The sequence below is a fragment of the Jeotgalibaca dankookensis genome (assembly GCF_002005405.1).
Classification (GTDB): domain Bacteria; phylum Bacillota; class Bacilli; order Lactobacillales; family Aerococcaceae; genus Jeotgalibaca; species Jeotgalibaca dankookensis.
Map to the genome: position 1 here is coordinate 592,266 of NZ_CP019728.1, position 17,996 is coordinate 610,261.

Below are 17,996 nucleotides of genomic sequence, written 5' to 3' on the forward strand. Positions count from 1 at the left end.
TAAGGGGAATATGTTATACTAAAATACAATATGTTTTACAGAAAGGAATAAATAGAGTGACTGAACCAGCAATTACATACAGATTGATTAAAGAAGAAAAGCATACCGGAGCAAGATTAGGTGAAATTACGACACCACATGGAACGTTTCAAACACCCATGTTTATGCCTGTTGGTACGCTCGCAACTGTTAAGACAATGACTCCTGAAGAATTAAAAGAGATGGGCTCACAAATTATTTTGAGTAATACTTACCATCTGTGGTTACGTCCAGGAGCAGAGCTGATAGAAGAAGCAGGTGGACTTCATAAGTTTATGAACTGGGATCAAGGTATTCTAACCGATTCAGGGGGATTTCAAGTTTTTTCATTAGCAAAAAACCGTAAAATTACAGAAGAAGGTGTACATTTTAGAAATCATTTAAATGGATCGAAAATGTTTCTATCACCTGAAAAAGCGATTGATATCGAAAATAAATTAGGCGCAGATATTATTATGAGTTTTGACGAGTGTCCACCATTCGATGAAAGCTATGATTATATTAAAGCTTCTGTTGAACGAACAAGTCGTTGGGCAGAAAGAGGTTTAAAAGCCCATAAAAAAGCAGATACGCAGGGTCTTTTTGGAATTATTCAAGGGGGCGGTAATAAAGATTTACGTTTGCAGAGTGCTCATGATTTACTCGCAATGGATTTTCCAGGTTATTCAATTGGGGGGCTATCTGTAGGTGAAACTAAAGAAGAAATGAATGCTGTTCTAGATTATATTACGCCGGTCATTCCAGCTCATAAACCACGCTATTTGATGGGAGTAGGAGCACCGGATTCGTTAATTGATGGCGTTATTCGAGGAGTTGATATGTTTGATTGTGTCTTGCCTACTCGGATTGCGCGTAATGGTACATGTATGACAAGCCAAGGTCGTTTGGTTGTTAAAAATTCTAAATATGAACGCGATTTTCGTCCGCTAGACGAAAAATGTGATTGTTACACATGTAAAAATTATACACGAGCTTATATTCGCCATTTATTTAAAGCAAATGAACTACTAGGAATGCGTTTAACGACTTATCATAATCTTCATTTCTTGCATAATCTAATGAGTAATGTACGTCAAGCGATTATGGATGATAATTTGTTAGAATTTCGAGAAGCATTTATGGAAGAATATGGGTATAATAAAGAAAATGCTAAACTGTTTTAATAATTTATGTTATGATTTCTCATAGATTATTAATTGAATATATTAATGGAGGTCAATAGTTATGAATGGTATTGTAATGTTAGGTTTTTATGGACTTTTATTTGGAGTCATGTATTTCTTGATGATTCGTCCACAAAAAAAACGTGCTAAAGAAACACAAGATATGCTAAGTCAAATGAAGCCAGGGGATAAAGTTGTCACAATTGGAGGACTTCACGGTATTATTGATGAAGTTAACGCAACCGATAATACAGTAACGTTGGACTGTGAAGGGATTTTCTTAACTTTTGAAAAGAGATCAATTGCTCGTATCAAAGAATCTGGATTAGGTGCAACCGTAAGTGACCCTATTGTTGACAGTCAAATTGAAGAATAATGTTTTTGCAGTAATGGAGTGAGAAGCGAATGGCTGAAGAAAAACCGGATTATTATGAAGAATTACTCCCATGGTTTGAATTGAAGGTGTCTGAATTTTCTAAAGAAGGCTATCCAAATATTGAAACAGAAAGTATCTATCTTTGTTTTAAAAACTTTGTATGGAAGCATACGTTACCGGAACATTATTATCAACGCGTATTCGATATCATGAAATTTAGTGCAAATCAATATTTCGATTATGAATCACTAGAAGCTCAAATCTATAATGTCTCTTCTTTAGAAGATATTGACTTTAATGATTTCTTATAAAACAATGATTTAAGAGACCGTAACGGGTCTCTTTTTTATTTGATAAAAGCGACATGTACTATATTTGCACATCATGTATAACGATTCACAAACTTTAATTGGCTATATAAGTTGTCAATTCAAAAATGAAAACGCAATCAGTGTTTTTCATTGTGTATATGTGAAAGTAATCACAATAGACTATGTACTCTCTGAAGGTGCTGATATACAATGTTCTTGTAGAGTAATTAATAAATTATTAGGAGAGATCATGATGGCTAACAATACAAAAACAGATGTAAAAACGTTATCAGCTACTGAATCAGTCTCAATATTAGCAAAAAAAGGAAAAGAAGCTCTTGCAATACTTGAAACCTTCAATCAAGAACAAGTTGATAAAATTGTTCACGATATGGCTATTGCTGCTCTAGATAAGCATATGGAACTCGCTAAACTTGCTGTAGAAGAAACAGGACGTGGCGTATACGAAGATAAGTGTTTGAAAAATATCTATGCTTCCGAAAATATATGGCATGCAATCAAAAAAAATAAAACAGTTGGAATCATCGAAAATAATGATGTTGATCAAATAATGAAAATAGCTGCACCTTTAGGTGTTATTGCTGGAATCATCCCAACTACAAATCCAACTTCGACAACTATTTTCAAGGCTTTAATTAGTATGAAAACAAGAAATCCTATTATTTTTTCTTTCCATCCAAGTGCAGAAAAATGTTCTGCTCGTACAGCGGAAATTCTATACCAAGCAGCTTTAGATGCTGGTGCTCCTGAAGGATGTATCCAGTGGATTGAAAATGTCTCGATGGACAAAACCGCTGCGCTTTTAAACGATCCTGATGTTGCTTGCGTTCTTGCTACAGGCGGATCTGCAATGGTAAAAGCTGCTTATTCAACAGGAAAACCAGCTTTAGGAGTTGGTCCTGGGAACGTTCCGGCATACCTAGAAAAATCAGCAAATATTCAAAAAGCAGTGAACGATCTAGTTTTATCAAAAACGTTTGATAACGGCATGATCTGTGCTTCCGAACAAGGCGTCATTGTAGATAAAGAAATTTACGAAGAAACGAAAAAAGAATTTTTGAAACGGAATGTCTATTTTGTAACAAAAGCAGAACTTCCTCAGCTAGAAGATGCAATGATGCGTGAAGATCGCATGGGTGTCAAAAGTAATATTGTTGGAATGCCTGCTACAGAAATTGCAAAATTAGCCGGAATTAAAGTGCCAGAGAAAACGAAGATGTTAATTGCAGAATTGGACGGCGTAGGTGCTGATTACCCTCTTTCACGAGAAAAGTTATCTCCCGTTTTAGCAATGTTGAAGGCAGATTTCACTGAGCACGGATTTGATTTGAGTAAACAGATGTTAGATTTAGATGGTTTAGGCCATTCAGCATCCATCCACACCAGAAGAAACGAATTAATTGAAAAATTTGGGAAAGAAATGAAAGCTTGTCGTATATTAGTAAATTCTCCATCAGCACAAGGTGGAATTGGTGGTTTATACAATCATAATATCCCATCGCTAACATTAGGGTGTGGCTCATATGGACATAACTCTGTATCAGGAAATGTTTCAGCCTTTGATTTGTTAAACATTAAAACAATTGCTAAAAGGAGAAATAATATGCAATGGATGAGAGTGCCTGACCGGATTTACTTTGAAGAAAATTCAATTCGTTACTTACGTGATATGCGTGGAATTGATCGCGTATTTATTGTTTGTGATGACGGGATGATGAAATTAGGGTATGTAGATAAAATAATTGAACAATTAAAACAACGTAACACTCGCGTTTCTTACACAATTTTCTCTGATGTTGAACCGAACCCTTCTACAAATACAGTACAACGAGGAACAGAAAAAATGCGTGATTTCAAGCCGGATACAATTATTGCAATCGGGGGTGGTTCACCGATGGATGCTGCTAAGGCAATGTGGTTATTCTACGAGCACCCAGACAGTAATTTCTTTGGAGCAAAACAAAAGTACCTAGACATTCGTAAACGTACCTATAAAATTGAACCAATGACCAAAGCACAGTTAGTGTGTATCCCAACGACATCAGGTACTGGTTCTGAAGTTACGCCGTTTACAGTTATTACTGATAGTGAAACAAATATTAAATACCCACTGGCAGATTATGCTCTTACACCAGATGTGGCTATCATAGACCCACAGTTTGTCTATAGTGTTCCCAAAGTTGTTACCGCTGATACAGGTATGGACGTTCTTACACATGCAATTGAGTCATATGTATCAGTCCTAGCAAGTGATTATACAAAAGGGTTAAGTCTCCAAGCAATTAAACTAGTTTTTGATCACTTACATCACTCCTATGAGTACGGAGATCAAGAGTCACGCGAAAAAATCCATAACGCCTCTACAATTGCTGGTATGGCTTTCGCCAATGCTTTCTTAGGAGTTTCCCATTCACTTGCACATAAAATTGGTGGTCTATGGGATCAAGTTCATGGGCGTACAAACGCAATTTTATTACCACATGTTATTCGCTATAATGCATCAGAACCTAGCAAATTGAGTATGTGGGCAAAGTATGAATCTTTCCAAGCGGATGAAGACTACGCAACAATCGCCCGTTATATCGGATTAAAGGGAGAGACAACTCAAGAGTTAGTAGATGCCTTAGCTAATGCGGTATATCAATTAGGGATTGATGTTGGAATTAAGATGAGTTTACAAGAGCAAGGTGTTTCTGAAGAATGGCTGGAACGAGATGGCGATCGGATTGCTGAATTAGCATTTGAAGATCAATGTACAACAGCAAATCCAAAACAACCGCTTATCTCTGAACTAAAAGAAGTTCTAACAGCCGCTTACTACGGAACTGGTAATAAAAAATAAATGGATAAACAAGAAACTCAGGGGTTAGGATAACCTCTGAGCTTCTTTGTTTGTTGCTTTGATACGTATTTACTCGTATAATTTAACTAAATTTAGGTAAACCTAAAGGAGGGGATTGGGTGACACCACAAAAAGAAGATTATTTAAAAACAATCATAAAACTGGGTGGAAACACAAAACTGATTAGTAATAAACTGATTGGCCAAGCTTTGTCAGTTTCAGCTGCTTCAGTAACTGAAATGTCAGCTAAATTACTCAAAGAAGGCTACATTATTCATGTCCCTTATCGAGGCGTCAAACTAAGTGAAAAAGGAATTGCTTATGCCAACCAAATGATAAGAAAACATAGGCTATGGGAAGTTTTTTTGTCTAAACACTTAGGCTTTAACTGGGATGAGGTACACGACTTAGCTGAAACGTTAGAACATGTTTCGCCTGATATTTTAATTGAACGGCTAGATGCTTTTTTAGATTATCCAACTCAAGACCCACATGGCGGTCTCATTCCTGATGGGGAAGGGAACATTTCTGAAACGTCTTTTAAGTCTATGAGTGATATCAAAGAAGGAGACAGTTTTAAGATTGTAGAGGTAGCAGATGATTCAGATTTTTTAAAAAAATTGACGGATAAAAAAATCCTTATGGGAAAAGTATATCAAATCGTCCAAAATAAACAGTCTGCAGAATATATTTATTTTTCAGACGAAAGTGGGGAAAGGTATCAGATTTCTTTTACGACGGCTGAAAAAATTCGTGTCCAAGAGCTGGCTTAATAGAAAAGGAGATAAGTATGGAATATGGCATGTTAACTTTTAAGGAACCATTCAACAATGTCAATCGAAAAATAATCCATATTGATATGGATGCTTTTTATGCTTCTGTTGAAGAGCGTGACAACCCTTCCCTAAAAGGTAAGCCTCTTATTATTGCCCATGATCCAAGAAAAACAGGTGGGCGAGGGGTTGTGACAACCGCTAATTATGCAGCTCGAAAATTCGGTGTCCATTCTGCGATGAGTTCTCAACTCGCTTATGAGAAATGTCCAAAAGCGACGTTTATTGCACCTCGAATGAGTTATTATGCAGAGGTATCACAAGAAATTAGAAAGATTTACAAACAATATACGGATGTTATCGAACCACTGTCATTAGATGAGGCCTATCTAGACGTAACGCTTAATAAAAAAGAAATAAAAAGTGCAACACTAATAGCTAGAAGTATTCAACGTCAAATATGGAAAGAGCTAAGGTTAACCTGTTCAGCGGGAGTGTCGTATAATAAATTTATAGCAAAAATTGCTTCTGATTATAAAAAACCTTCTGGTATAACGGTTATTCCGCCACAAGATGCTCAAAAGTTCTTATTGAATCTTCCCATTAACAAGTTTTACGGTGTTGGGAAAAAAACAGCAGAAAAATTAGAAAAAATGGCCATTGAAACGGGTAGCGACTTGTACCAGTTATCTGCCAAAGATCTTACAGATTCATTGGGCAAGATGGGGTATACACTCTATCAACGTGTACGTGGGATTGATAATAGACCTGTTGCAGTCGATCGCGAGCGTAAATCAATTGGTAAAGAAAGTACCTTTGGGCCTTTTCTGGTTTCTGAAGAACAAGTTGAAAAAGCTTTGCAACAAATAGCAGAAGGTGTCGCTAAGAGTTTAGAAAAACATAAATTGCACGGTCGTGTTGTTACCATAAAAATTCGTTACGGTGATTTTGAAACTTTAACACGTCAAAAAAGTTTTTTTACTTTTACAGAAGGAGCAGAAGATATCTTTTGGAAAGCGCGAGATTTATGGCAAGAGCATGGTGAAATAGAAAAAGAAATTCGTTTATTGGGTATAACCGTCTCACAATTAGCGCCTCATTTTTATACAAACGTACAGCTACCCTTATGGGAAACACCTAAATTCTAATGAGAAAAGGGAGTGATAGAACATGTTAGAAACGTTTGGGGGATTCAATCCCATCTTACAAGCACTTATAGCGGGATTATTTACTTGGTTTTGTACAATTGTTGGATCTTCGTTTGTATTTCTATTTAAAACAGTGAACCGTAAAGTTATGGATGTAATGGGAGGATTTGCGGCAGGAGTTATGATTGCAGCATCGTTTTGGTCCTTATTAGCACCATCCATTTCATATGCGGAATCCAATGGTTATGGTATTTGGTCTTTTGTTCCGGCAGCTGTAGGTTTTCTTTTAGGTGGAGCTTTTTTACGCCTGACAGATGCCATAATCCCGCACCTCCATATGGGTGATCCAGTGGAAAAAAGGGAGGGACCGGAAACAAAGGCTTCGCGAAATTTATTACTTTTTTTAGCAATTACTATTCATAATATACCTGAAGGATTGGCAGTGGGGGTTGCTTTTGGAGCAGCTGGTTTAAGTTTAGCAGTAGATAGTACTCTGGTGGGGGCAATCGCTTTGACACTTGGTATTGGACTACAAAATATTCCGGAAGGATCAGCATTGTCTATGCCAATTCGAGCGGATGGAAATAGCCGATGGCGATCTTTTAATATTGGACAGCTATCAGCTATCGTTGAACCAGTAGCGGCTGTTATTGGTGCGGCAGCGGTTTTATCTATGACAGCCATTTTACCTTATGCACTAGCTTTTGCTGCAGGAGCAATGATTTTTGTAGTTGTTGAAGAGTTGATTCCAGAGTCGCAAACTAATGGTAATAGTGATATTGCTACAGTAGGCTTAATGTTTGGCTTCACAGTAATGATGATTTTAGATGTTGCTTTAGGATAAAAAGTGCTGAGACGTTGGTCTTGGCTTTTTTTTGTGATAGTTTGTCAAATTAAGTGCAACACCTCTTCCATAAAGACCTCGTGAGGTGTTCGGTAGCCAAGACATTTTCTTGGTCTATTATTAATCAGGTACAAAGCTTTTTGAAGTTCTTCCTGTTCCACATGATCAAAGTTGGTTCTCTTCGGAAAGAACTCCCTCAGGAGTCCATTACTGTTTTCATTGCTTCCTCGTTGCCAAGAAGAATAAGGATCTGCGAAATAAACAGGGATGCTTAAGTCTTCTTCAATGACAGGATAACAGCTGAATTCCTTTCCTCTGTCTGTCGTAAAACTTTGGAAGGCAGTTTCAGGAAAAAGCGTAGTCAGTTTTCGTATAGCCCCTTCCATTGAGGAAGCGGAACGGTTGGGTATTTTGATGGCGAGGTACCAGCGGCTTTTCCTCTCTAGGAAAGTAGCAACGCAACCTTTTGCCTGTCCGCGTCCTGATACGACGGTGTCCAGCTCCCAGTGACCGAAGGTCGTTCGCTTCTTGACGTCTTTTGGTCGTTTTGAAATAGAGGTTCCGATATTGAATCTTCCTCTGGTTTCTTTTGGTTTCTGTCGTTTGCCTTTTTGTCTCAGAACGGACAATGGAACTTGTAAGAGACCGTAATAGAGCCAGCGATAGATTGTTTTGAAAGAAATTTTCCCTTGAAATAGCCGGCCTACAATTTGTTCTGGAGACCAGGTAAGAGTTAGTTTTTCCTGAACCTTTTCTTTGATTTCAGAAGTCAACTTTGATTTTGCTCCACAGTTCGCTTTCTTTTGTTTATAGCGTTCCTGTGCCTGATCACACTGATAATATGGGTTCCTGTTCAGTTCCCGTGAAACAGAAGAAGGGACACGACCAAGGATTCGAGCGATCCGGCGGATCGAAAAACCTAGATCACGAAGCGTTTCTATTTTTGAGCGTTCGGCTATGGTAAAATGAGTGTAGCTCATGGCGAGTCCTCCAGTCGAATGTTGTGTGGTAACTCCATTCTACACGAGGTCGTCATGGGTTTCTTTTATTTTACCTAGGTGTTGCACTTAATATTACAATTCATCTTGTAAAAAAAATTATTTAATTGGCGAATTTGCCTTTTACTGATAGAATAAGTAAAGAATGATACAGTTTTTAGTAACAGGACATAACAGAGAGGAAGATAAAAATGAAAGTCGGATTCCACGGACAGTCTTGTGTAACAGTCGTTAGCAAGAAAGGGCACAAAATCCTAATAGATCCATTCATAGAAGGTAATCCTTTAAGTGATTTAGATGTTGATACAGTGACTTGTGATTTTATTATTATCACGCATGGGCATAATGACCATGTAGGAGATGCGGAAGCAATCGCTAAAAGAACTGGAGCATTAATTATTTCCACCGTTGAAATTGCTAACTACTTTAATGCGCGCGGCTTAAAAACACATGGCATGCAACCAGGTGGCGGATATACATTCGAATTTGGCTATTTGAAGTTAACGCCTGCTATTCATGGGTCGACGCTTGAAACGCCGGAGGGAGCTATTCCTTTAGGTTTAGCAATAGGGTTAATCATTCATGAAGAAGGGAAAACAATTTATCACGCAGGTGATACGGCATTGTTTTCTGATATGAAACTGATTGGAGAAGAGTTTCCTATTGATCTAGCCTTTCTGCCAATTGGAGATAATTATACTATGGGGCCAAAGGATGCGGCAAAAGCTGCTCAATTATTACAGGCAAAAAAAGTAGTGCCAATGCACTACAATACATTCCCTTTAATTAAGCAAAACCCAGAAGATTTCACAAAACGCTTAGCTAGTGAACAAGGAGTTATTTTACAACCAGGTGAATCGATTAAAATATAAAATGAGTGTGAGGGATAATTATGGTAACGAAGCATGAACAAATCATCCAATATATAGAAACCTTGCCAGTTGGCGAAAAATTATCCGTACGCTCAATTGCTAAAAATATGCGAATGTCGGAAGGAACAGCCTACCGAGCAATTAAGGAAGCTGAAAATAACGGGTTAGTATCTACAATTGAACGTGTGGGAACCATTCGTATTGAAAGAAAAAATAAAGATAATATCGAAACGCTTTCCTTTGGTCAGATCGCTAATATTATCGAAGGAGATATTTTAGGTGGACATCAAGGTTTAGATAAAACCTTGAGCAAATTTATTATTGGGGCTATGCAACAAGAAGCTATGGGGCGTTATATTAGCCCTGGTTCTTTAATGATTGTCGGTAACCGCAATAATATACAGCGGTATGCCCTTGAAAATGGTGCGGCGGTATTAATTACAGGGGGCTTTGAAACCGAAAATGAAATAATTGATTTAGCAAATCAGTTAGAAATGCCTATTTTGCGTACTACTTACGATACCTTTACGGTTGCAACAATGATAAACCGTGCGCTTACAGATCAGCTTATTAAAAAAGATATTATGGTTGTAGGGGATATTTATACACCTTTAGAAGAAACAAGCTATTTGACAGCAGAGCATACCATTCTAGACTACCAACATTTAAACACACAAAGTAAGCATTCACGCTTTCCAGTTGTCAATCATAACATGCGATTGATCGGCGTTATTACGGCAAAAGATACATTGGGAAAATCTGACACATTAAATATGGAACGGGTTATGACTAAAGATCCTATTTTTGCCAAGGAGCATATGAGTGTTGCCAGTATTGCACATCAGATGATTTGGGACGGTTTAGAGGTGATGCCAGTTGTGAAAGATAATTTACAATTGCTTGGTATTATTTCGCGTCAAGATGTAATGAAAGCTATGCAAGTAGCTCAACGGCAACCTCAAATTGGTAATACCATTGAGGATCAGATATTAGAAGGTTTAGAAGTGAGTGCTAATGCCAATAAAAATGATTCCAAAAGTGCACCTACTTATCAGTTTAAGGTTACTCCCCAGATGACTGATAATCTTGGTACTGTTTCATTTGGAGTGTTGTGTGAAGTCATTGCAAGTGTCAGCAAAAAGGCGCTCTACCATATTCAAAAACGAAGTGCGGTTATTGAGCAAATTGATGTCCATTACTTTAAAATGATTCAAATTGAGAGCGTAATCGAAATAAAGACAGCTGTATTCGAAGTTGGAAGACGATCTTCGAAACTGGATGTTGAAATCTACTTGGAAAATTCAATTGTGGCAAAGGCATTAGTTGTCTGTCAAATGATGGAGCAAACTTGAAAGGAAGATTTGGTTGATTAAAGAATTATACGAGCGTATTTATGAAGAGATAAGAGCATATGAAACCATTATTATTCACCGCCATCTGCGGCCAGATCCAGATGCACTTGGTTCACAATTAGGTTTAGCTTATCTAATTAAAAATAAATTTCCTGAAAAAAATATAAGAGTAGTCGGTTCTGAAGTTGATAGTTTAACTTATTTAGGTGTTATGGATCAAATTGAGGACAAAGAATATGCACATTCGTTAGTAATTGTGACAGATACTGCGAACCGTCCTAGAATCGATGATAAGCGCTATAGCCAAGGGGAAAAACTGATAAAGATTGACCATCATCCTAACGATGATGAGTACGGAGATATTCGTCTCGTAAATACTAAAGCAAGTAGTTGTAGCGAAATCATCGCCGATTTATCCATTTATTTAGGAGAACGACTTCCTATGGTAAATAAAGCTGCACGAGTTTTATATGCCGGTATGATTGGTGACACGGGCCGTTTCCTTTATCCATCCACGACCGCGCACACTTTGCGTACAGCTTCTTATTTGATGGATTTTGATTTCTCGGCATCTGAAGTAGCACAATCAATGAATACGAATTCTCAAAAAATTGCGCAATTATCGGGATATGTGCTGCAAAATTTAAAAATCAGTGAAAATGGTGTAGGATCTATTATTCTGTCTCGTGAAGTATTAGATAAATTTGATGTGAATGATGATGACACAGCACCGGTCGTTCCTTTACCTGGCACCATTGAAGGGGTAATATGTTGGGGCATTTTTGTTGAACAAGTGAGTGGTTATTATCGTTGCCGCTTACGATCAAAAGGTCCGGTTATCAATGAAGTTGCAAAAGCTTATAATGGTGGAGGACATCCTTTGGCCAGTGGTGCAAATGCAAAGGATAAGCATGAGATTAATGAGATATTAACTGCTTTTGATGCGCTAGTTAGAGATTGGCAGAAAGAATAAGTAAAAAAAACCACCTACAATTTATTATTTTGTAAGTGGTTTTTCTCTTTAATCTTTTTTGTAATGTCGAGCCCAGTCAAAAGAAATCCATTCGAACCCGTCACGTTCTAATAATTCAAAGCTTTCTTTAGGGCCCATAGAGCCTGCTTCATAATCGAATAATTTCCATCCATTCCTGTCCCAGGTTTCACGAATATAATCAATAAATCGCCATGATTGCTCAACTTCTTGCCAGTGGGTAAAGTTAGTTGGATCTCCATTCAAACAGTCTAGCAGAAGACGCTCATACGCTTCTGGACTGTTAGCAACAGCTTGCTCATCAAAAATTGAATGCATACGAATGTTTTGTATTTCTGTTCCCTGACCTACACGCTTTGCATTCATTCTTAAAGAGAATCCTTCTAAAGGAGAGATATGGATCGTTAGAATATTTGGTTCGGCCACATCTTCGACACCTTCTGTTGGGAAAAGTTCCATTGAAACATGTTTAAACTGAACATGGATATAAGTATCTTTTTGAGACATTCTTTTTCCAGTTCGGATATAAAAAGGAACACCTGCCCATCGGAAATTATCAACTAATATTTTACCAGCGACAAAGGTTTCTGTATGAGAATCCGGGTTCACCTTAGGTTCTTCTGTATAACCGAGCATCTCTTCGTTAGCAACATATTGACCTCTGACAAAATTGTTGAGGACGTCATTGCTATCTTTATAGAGATGCAAAGAACGCAGAGCTTTAATTTTTTCATTTCGTATATCGTTACCGTTTAAAGATAATGGTGGCTCCATTACTAAAAGCGCAACGGTTTGTAAAATATGATTTTGTACCATATCACGTAAAGCACCTGTTTTATCGTAATAATCACCACGATCTTCCACGCCAACTGTTTCTGCTAATGTTATTTGAACATTATCAATATACTTATTATTCCAGAGCGACTCAAAAATCATATTAGAGAAGCGAACGGCAGAAATGTTTTGAATCATCTCTTTTCCTAAGTAATGATCGATACGATAAATTTGATCTTCTGAAAACGACTTTGTTAATTGATTATTCAGTTTTGTAGCTGATTCTAAATCGTGTCCAAAGGGCTTCTCTATAATTAACCGATTGAAACCTTCATCCGTAATTAAATGATTAGAACTAAGCATATCACCAATAATACCGAAAAATTGCGGTGCCATTGCTAAATAGAAAATACGATTTTGTTTGATGGCATACTTTTCATCTAATTGTTCGGACAGTTTCTTTAACTCGATATAATTATCAGCATCTGTGACGTTATGTGAGATGTAATAAAAGTGGGATATAAACTCGTGCAGCTCTGTTTCATCCTCTACCAAATTCTGAATAGATTTAGTAATGACCTCGTGAAAGTAGTCATTCGACCACTGTCTTCTTGCCGTTCCTATAACTGCGAAGTTATTTTTAATATACCCTTTTTTGTATAACCGAAAGAGTGAAGGGTAAAGCTTACGATTCGCTAAATCGCCAGTAGCTCCAAAAATAGTAAATAGTGCACGGATATCAGTGTCCATAATAGCCTCCCCAAATTATTTGAAAATGTTCATTTTTCTATTGTACTATTATCATTTTTTAACTGCAACAGGTTTTGTGTTATAATAACACGTAACTATACAAAGAGACAGAAGAGGTGCATCATGAAATTCGAATCATTTAATCTCAAGCCGTTTATTTTAAAGGCTATTGAGGAGTTGGGTTTTGCCGAACCAACTGAAATACAAGAAAAAATTATCCCAATCATTCAAAAAAATAATAGTGTGGTGGGAAGATCCCAAACAGGTTCAGGTAAGAGCCATAGCTTCCTTATTCCACTTATTAATCGATTAGATGCCACAAGCCAAGATACCCAAATTGTTATTACATCACCAAGTAGAGAATTAGCTGAACAATTATACCAAGCTGCTCTACAGCTCGTCGAACACGCGCCTCAAGAAATTAGAATTTCTAATTTTGTTGGCGGAACCGACAAGCAACGTCAAATTTCAAAATTAAAAAATCAACAACCACATATCGTTATTGGAACACCTGGTCGAATTTTGGATTTGATTAACGAGCAAGTTCTAAAAATCCATACTGCTACATCATTTGTTGTGGATGAAGCTGATATGACACTTGACATGGGTTTTTTACATGATGTGGACCAAATTGCGAGTCGTTTGCCAAATAAACTGCAAATACTGGTTTTCTCGGCAACCATTCCTAACAAGTTACAACCTTTCTTGAAAAAATATATGGATAATCCATTAGTTATTAATTTATCACCAAAAGAAATTATTGCCCCATCCATTACTAATTACTTGTTAGCAACAAAAGGGAGCGATAAACTGGATGTACTCGATAAAGTTTTATCAATCGGGCAACCTTATTTCACGCTTATTTTTGCAAATACCAAGCAAAAAGTAAATGAAATTGCTCAAGACCTTCGCGGACGAGGTTATGATTTAGCCGTACTCCATGGAGATATCCCTGCTCGAGAGCGTAAAAGAATTATGCGCCGCGTTCTTAATCTAGAATTTCAGTTTATGGTTGCTACCGATTTAGCAGCTCGGGGATTAGATATTGAAGGTGTCTCACACGTTGTTAATTTTGAAATTCCTAAAGATACCGAATTTTTCATTCACCGAATTGGTCGAACCGGTCGTAAAAACTTGCCCGGAACTGCGATTACTTTATATGGTCCTGATGAATTAGAAGGCGTTGAAGCAATCGAAAAGGTAGGTATTAAATTTCAACCGGTTATTGTTAAAGACAAAGAATTTATTGAAATCGACGACAGAAGAAATCGCGATCGAAAGAAACCAGTGAAAAAGGAAGAAACGGATTCACGTATTATAGGAATGGTCAAGAAGGCCAAAAAGAATGTTAAGCCAGGGTATAAACGCCGTTTGAATGAGCAAATTAAGCAACAAGTTCGTAAAAATAAAGGTTCAGATGGAAAACGTAGAGGAAAAAAATAAGTAAATAAAAAGAGGAGGCTACTTGAATAAACAGCCTCCTCTTTTTATAAGTTTTCTTTTAAATGTTTAACAACCCCTATATGGTAAAAGTAGAGAGTTAAAATGGAGATAAGTATAAGTTGGCTGTTCGGGTAGATGCTAAAGCTATTCATAAGCGAAAAGATTGATACAGGTATAAAACTAGCTACCATAACAAACTTTAAATTTAGACTAAATGGCAGTTGTAACCGAGATAAGAGTGCGTAAATGTTGACCATCATCGTTAGTAATAGAACTTGAACGCCTGTTTCAATGATACCTGCCAGAAAACTTACAATTAGAATTGGTAGTAGTGTAAAAAAGCTAAGGTTGTTAAACTGGTTCATGATGGTTTTAAAAAACGCATCTGATAACCCTTCAAATAAATCATAATTGAATTCAAAAGATTGTTGGGGCGTTTTAAATATAAGTTTTGTCTGTTCTAAAAACAAGCTAATTGGAACACGGGCAACTTCTTTATCAATCAAATTCGATTCATTAAGTTGATCAGAGTTAATAAAGAGTGTCACCGTATTTGTTTTAGAAATAAATGGTCGATCGAGGTCAGTTTCGAATTTGATTTCACCATCTTCAATAACAAAAGCAGGGATTCTCTCAGCGATTTTCCCCATGTCATTCCCAATTGTTCTTAAATCATTAACACTGTCTAATGCGTAAGGAATAGACATGATAAGAGCAGTTAAGAAAAATAATTTAATAGCTTTCCCTCTTGTTAAGGCTGTTACTTTCCAGAGTTCTTTTGGATTCATAAATGTATTTTTAATTATTTTAAATAATGAAATGTTAACCACACTCTTCCTTTTTAAATATAATAACAGCTTAGCGAAAAAAAATAGAAAAGGCAATCTTGAAAATGATAAGCATAAATTTTGAATTAAAGCCTTCTGAATGGTAATATGAAATTAGTTAGATTTAAAATAAATTTTGGGAGGAATTATTAATGGCTTTCAAATTACCAGATTTACCATACGCTTACGATGCACTAGAACCAAGTATTGACAAGGAGACAATGCACCTTCATCATGACAAACATCATGCTGGTTATGTAAATAATGCAAATGCTGCATTAGAAAAACATCCGGATTTGTCAGATAAAACAGTTGAAGAATTACTTGCTGATTTAAATGCAGTTCCAGAAGATATCCGGACTGCTGTTCGCAATAATGCTGGAGGACATGCAAACCATTCATTATTTTGGGAAGTTTTATCTCCAAATGGTGGCGGCCAACCGACAGGTGCGGTTAAAGATGCGATTGAAGAAGCTTTCGGAACCTTTGAAGACTTCAAAAAGAAATTTGCAACAACAGCTGCAACGCAATTTGGTTCTGGTTGGGGATGGCTAGTTGTAAATAACGGTAAACTTGAAGTAATGTCAACTCCTAACCAAGATAGCCCAATTTCAAATGGTAAAACTCCTATTCTTGGAGTAGATATTTGGGAACACGCTTATTATCTAAATTACAAAAACTTGCGTGCGGACTACATCGATGCATTCTGGAATCTTGTTAACTGGGATGAAGTAAACAAACGTTACGAAGCAGCAAAATAATAAATAAACTCAATTAAAAAGGGCTGGGAAAAAACTAGCCTCCAATAAAAAAATCGTAATGAAAGAATCAAAATTCTGATTGTTTCATTACGATTTTTATTTTTTACTGCTTTTTTGTAAAAAGAACCCACTTTCCTTCTAGCCTCAAGGGCTAGTTTTGTAAGATTCATGCTCATAAGCATGATGCCGATGTCATTATGAACGGCTTGCTTACCTCTGACATGGGTTCTGCGCATGCCAAATACACCTTTCAAACGACCAAAAACAGTTTCTACGTCAATTTTTCGTTGTGCGTAGATTTCTTTGCCACGATCGCTTTCAAGATTTTCTTTTGCATGCTGCTTAAAGTATTCCCAGTTATAGTTGACCGCTGTCTGGCGCTGGGCACCTTTCGGTGTCTTGGCTAATTGCTTGCGTGTTTCGTCCGGTTGTTCCTCATCAGCCTTGTATACTTTAAATTGTCTTTGGTAACCGTTCTTATCATTTCGCGTACTGTAATGTGAGAAACTAAAATGGACGCCGTCTAAATCTGTATAAGCATCTTTAATCTCATCATAGTCCCAGTTAGCGCGGTGTTTAGGATTAGAACGATAGGTTTTACTGTTCTCTTTATGATACATGCCGTATGGAATGAGCGGTACTTTCTGAAAGGTATCCAGAACCGCCTCGTAATTTTCTTCACTGCCATAGCCAGCGTCTGCGGCGATATATTTAAATAAATCTAACGTTTGAATAGATTCTAAAAAAGGGATAAACGTGCGTGTATCCGTCGGATTTGAAAAAATATCATACGCAATGACAAACTGATTGCTCGATGCGACTTGAAGATTATAACCTGGTTTTAACTCACGGTTCTTCATCGGGTCTTCTTTCATGCACATGAACGTTGCGTCTGTATCTGTTTTTGAGAAACTGTTGCGGCCATCAAATATGGCGTTTGCTTCTTTATAGCGTTGCTTACGCGGCAAGAAATCTTTTTTACATTTATTCCGATGTTTCTTGAGGATGCGACGACGTCGCTTCAGTTTTGAACCCCCTTTGGGAATCACTTTTTCTTCTGTAATCGCCGCTTCAACGGCCACAAGTTCTTTGTCTAGGGAACCGATTATTTCTTCAATGCCTTCGGATGTTTGTAAGGTCTCTTCCGATAGAGCGAGGTTTACTTTTGCTTGGATGAGCTCCTCATACAATTGTGAAACGTTGTCATTGAGTTTCGCTTCATAGCGTGCAATTGCTTTCTTCCAAGTGAAACTATAAATATTGGCATCGGCTTGTATCTTTGTACCATCGATATAGAGCGCATCTTCATGAATCAAGCCGTTGTCACTCAAGAGTGTTGTGAAAAGAATAAAGGCATACTTGATGAGTTTTGATGCGTGCTCACTTGACCGGAAATTATTGATAGTCTTGTAGCTAATAGGAGTATCGCCCGTTAACCACTTCATAGGAATGGATTCTTCATTCATCCGTTCTATTTTGCGTCCAGAAAAGGTTGTGCGACTATAGGCAAACAAACACATTTTTAAAAGCATGGCGGGATGAAAAGCAGGACGACCTGTATGAGACGTTTCTTCCAGAAGAAATTCCGAAGGAATCGAATCGACAAAACGGCTAATGAGGCGGGCTTCATGGTCATTCGGGATTGTAAAATCCAATTGTAGTGTGAAGGCTGTTTCCATTGTGTTATAATTTTGATACACGGTGAGTCACT

Annotated in this window: 16 protein-coding genes; 12 read left to right on the top strand and 4 right to left on the bottom strand. The window is 37.3% G+C overall.

Annotated features, from left to right (window positions below; translation table 11 throughout):
- Window positions 1-56: 56 nt before the first annotated feature.
- The 7 genes from tgt (at window position 57) to BW727_RS02935 (ending at window position 7,517) form a co-directional block, all read left to right on the top strand.
- Entirely contained in the window at window positions 57-1,202 is a 1,146-nt protein-coding gene (gene tgt, locus BW727_RS02905; RefSeq protein WP_062467736.1) for a tRNA guanosine(34) transglycosylase Tgt, read from the top strand.
- A 61-nt stretch (window positions 1,203-1,263) separates the two neighbouring features.
- Window positions 1,264-1,578, top strand: a complete 315-nt coding sequence (gene yajC / locus BW727_RS02910; RefSeq protein ID WP_062467737.1) for a preprotein translocase subunit YajC — start codon at window positions 1,264-1,266, stop codon at window positions 1,576-1,578.
- Window positions 1,579-1,607: 29 nt separating this feature from the next.
- Window positions 1,608-1,889 carry a post-transcriptional regulator gene (locus BW727_RS02915; RefSeq protein WP_062467738.1) on the top strand — a complete coding sequence of 94 codons (282 nt, stop codon included), beginning with the start codon at window positions 1,608-1,610 and terminating at the stop codon, window positions 1,887-1,889.
- A gap of 253 nt (window positions 1,890-2,142) precedes the next feature.
- Window positions 2,143-4,752 (top strand): bifunctional acetaldehyde-CoA/alcohol dehydrogenase, encoded by a 2,610-nt coding sequence (gene adhE, locus BW727_RS02920; protein ID WP_062467739.1) that lies wholly within the window; start codon window positions 2,143-2,145, stop codon window positions 4,750-4,752.
- A 119-nt stretch (window positions 4,753-4,871) separates the two neighbouring features.
- On the top strand, window positions 4,872-5,525 hold the full coding sequence (locus BW727_RS02925) for a metal-dependent transcriptional regulator (protein WP_062467740.1): 654 nt from the start codon (window positions 4,872-4,874) through the stop codon (window positions 5,523-5,525).
- A 17-nt stretch (window positions 5,526-5,542) separates the two neighbouring features.
- On the top strand, window positions 5,543-6,673 hold the full coding sequence (dinB, locus tag BW727_RS02930) for a DNA polymerase IV (RefSeq protein WP_062467741.1): 1,131 nt from the start codon (window positions 5,543-5,545) through the stop codon (window positions 6,671-6,673).
- Window positions 6,674-6,695: 22 nt separating this feature from the next.
- A complete protein-coding gene (locus BW727_RS02935) occupies window positions 6,696-7,517 on the top strand; it encodes a ZIP family metal transporter (RefSeq protein ID WP_062467742.1) in 822 nt (273 codons plus the stop codon).
- A gap of 44 nt (window positions 7,518-7,561) precedes the next feature.
- Here BW727_RS02935 and BW727_RS02940 read toward each other — a convergent pair whose 3' ends face one another.
- Window positions 7,562-8,497, bottom strand: a complete 936-nt coding sequence (locus tag BW727_RS02940) for an IS30 family transposase (RefSeq protein WP_077795716.1) — start codon at window positions 8,495-8,497, stop codon at window positions 7,562-7,564.
- A gap of 209 nt (window positions 8,498-8,706) precedes the next feature.
- Here BW727_RS02940 and BW727_RS02945 point away from each other — a divergent pair, with 209 nt between their 5' ends.
- The 3 genes from BW727_RS02945 to BW727_RS02955 are packed head-to-tail and all read left to right on the top strand — an operon-like array spanning window position 8,707 to window position 11,712.
- Window positions 8,707-9,387, top strand: coding sequence for a metal-dependent hydrolase (locus tag BW727_RS02945; RefSeq protein ID WP_062472296.1), 681 nt, complete (start codon window positions 8,707-8,709; stop codon window positions 9,385-9,387).
- Window positions 9,388-9,407: 20 nt separating this feature from the next.
- Complete coding sequence (locus BW727_RS02950; protein ID WP_062472299.1) at window positions 9,408-10,739, top strand: DRTGG domain-containing protein; 1,332 nt, start codon at window positions 9,408-9,410, stop codon at window positions 10,737-10,739.
- A 13-nt stretch (window positions 10,740-10,752) separates the two neighbouring features.
- Window positions 10,753-11,712 (top strand): DHH family phosphoesterase, encoded by a 960-nt coding sequence (locus BW727_RS02955; RefSeq protein WP_062472302.1) that lies wholly within the window; start codon window positions 10,753-10,755, stop codon window positions 11,710-11,712.
- Window positions 11,713-11,760: 48 nt separating this feature from the next.
- Here BW727_RS02955 and zwf read toward each other — a convergent pair whose 3' ends face one another.
- A complete protein-coding gene (gene zwf, locus BW727_RS02960; RefSeq protein WP_062472305.1) occupies window positions 11,761-13,254 on the bottom strand; it encodes a glucose-6-phosphate dehydrogenase in 1,494 nt (497 codons plus the stop codon).
- A 123-nt stretch (window positions 13,255-13,377) separates the two neighbouring features.
- Between zwf and BW727_RS02965 the strand changes: the two genes are divergently transcribed.
- Entirely contained in the window at window positions 13,378-14,697 is a 1,320-nt protein-coding gene (locus BW727_RS02965; protein ID WP_062472309.1) for a DEAD/DEAH box helicase, read from the top strand.
- Window positions 14,698-14,741: 44 nt separating this feature from the next.
- Here BW727_RS02965 and BW727_RS02970 read toward each other — a convergent pair whose 3' ends face one another.
- Window positions 14,742-15,527 (bottom strand): DUF1189 family protein, encoded by a 786-nt coding sequence (locus BW727_RS02970; protein WP_062472312.1) that lies wholly within the window; start codon window positions 15,525-15,527, stop codon window positions 14,742-14,744.
- Window positions 15,528-15,676: 149 nt separating this feature from the next.
- On the opposite strand from BW727_RS02970, the gene BW727_RS02975 reads away from it, so the two are divergent.
- Window positions 15,677-16,285, top strand: coding sequence for a superoxide dismutase (locus tag BW727_RS02975; RefSeq protein ID WP_062472315.1), 609 nt, complete (start codon window positions 15,677-15,679; stop codon window positions 16,283-16,285).
- On the opposite strand, the gene BW727_RS02980 is transcribed toward BW727_RS02975, so the two are convergent.
- Entirely contained in the window at window positions 16,267-17,985 is a 1,719-nt protein-coding gene (locus BW727_RS02980) for an IS1182 family transposase (protein ID WP_149025714.1), read from the bottom strand. The genes BW727_RS02975 and BW727_RS02980 overlap by 19 nt on opposite strands.
- Window positions 17,986-17,996 lie beyond the last annotated feature (11 nt).

Coding starts and splice junctions, on each gene's coding strand:
- yajC (WP_062467737.1), top strand. CDS start 1,264: ATGAATGGTATTGTAATGTTAGGTTTTTATGGACTTTTATTTGGAGTC.
- BW727_RS02915 (WP_062467738.1), top strand. CDS start 1,608: ATGGCTGAAGAAAAACCGGATTATTATGAAGAATTACTCCCATGGTTT.
- adhE (WP_062467739.1), top strand. CDS start 2,143: ATGGCTAACAATACAAAAACAGATGTAAAAACGTTATCAGCTACTGAA.
- dinB (WP_062467741.1), top strand. CDS start 5,543: ATGGAATATGGCATGTTAACTTTTAAGGAACCATTCAACAATGTCAAT.
- BW727_RS02935 (WP_062467742.1), top strand. CDS start 6,696: ATGTTAGAAACGTTTGGGGGATTCAATCCCATCTTACAAGCACTTATA.
- BW727_RS02940 (WP_077795716.1), bottom strand. CDS start 8,497: ATGAGCTACACTCATTTTACCATAGCCGAACGCTCAAAAATAGAAACG.
- BW727_RS02945 (WP_062472296.1), top strand. CDS start 8,707: ATGAAAGTCGGATTCCACGGACAGTCTTGTGTAACAGTCGTTAGCAAG.
- BW727_RS02950 (WP_062472299.1), top strand. CDS start 9,408: ATGGTAACGAAGCATGAACAAATCATCCAATATATAGAAACCTTGCCA.
- zwf (WP_062472305.1), bottom strand. CDS start 13,254: ATGGACACTGATATCCGTGCACTATTTACTATTTTTGGAGCTACTGGC.
- BW727_RS02965 (WP_062472309.1), top strand. CDS start 13,378: ATGAAATTCGAATCATTTAATCTCAAGCCGTTTATTTTAAAGGCTATT.
- BW727_RS02975 (WP_062472315.1), top strand. CDS start 15,677: ATGGCTTTCAAATTACCAGATTTACCATACGCTTACGATGCACTAGAA.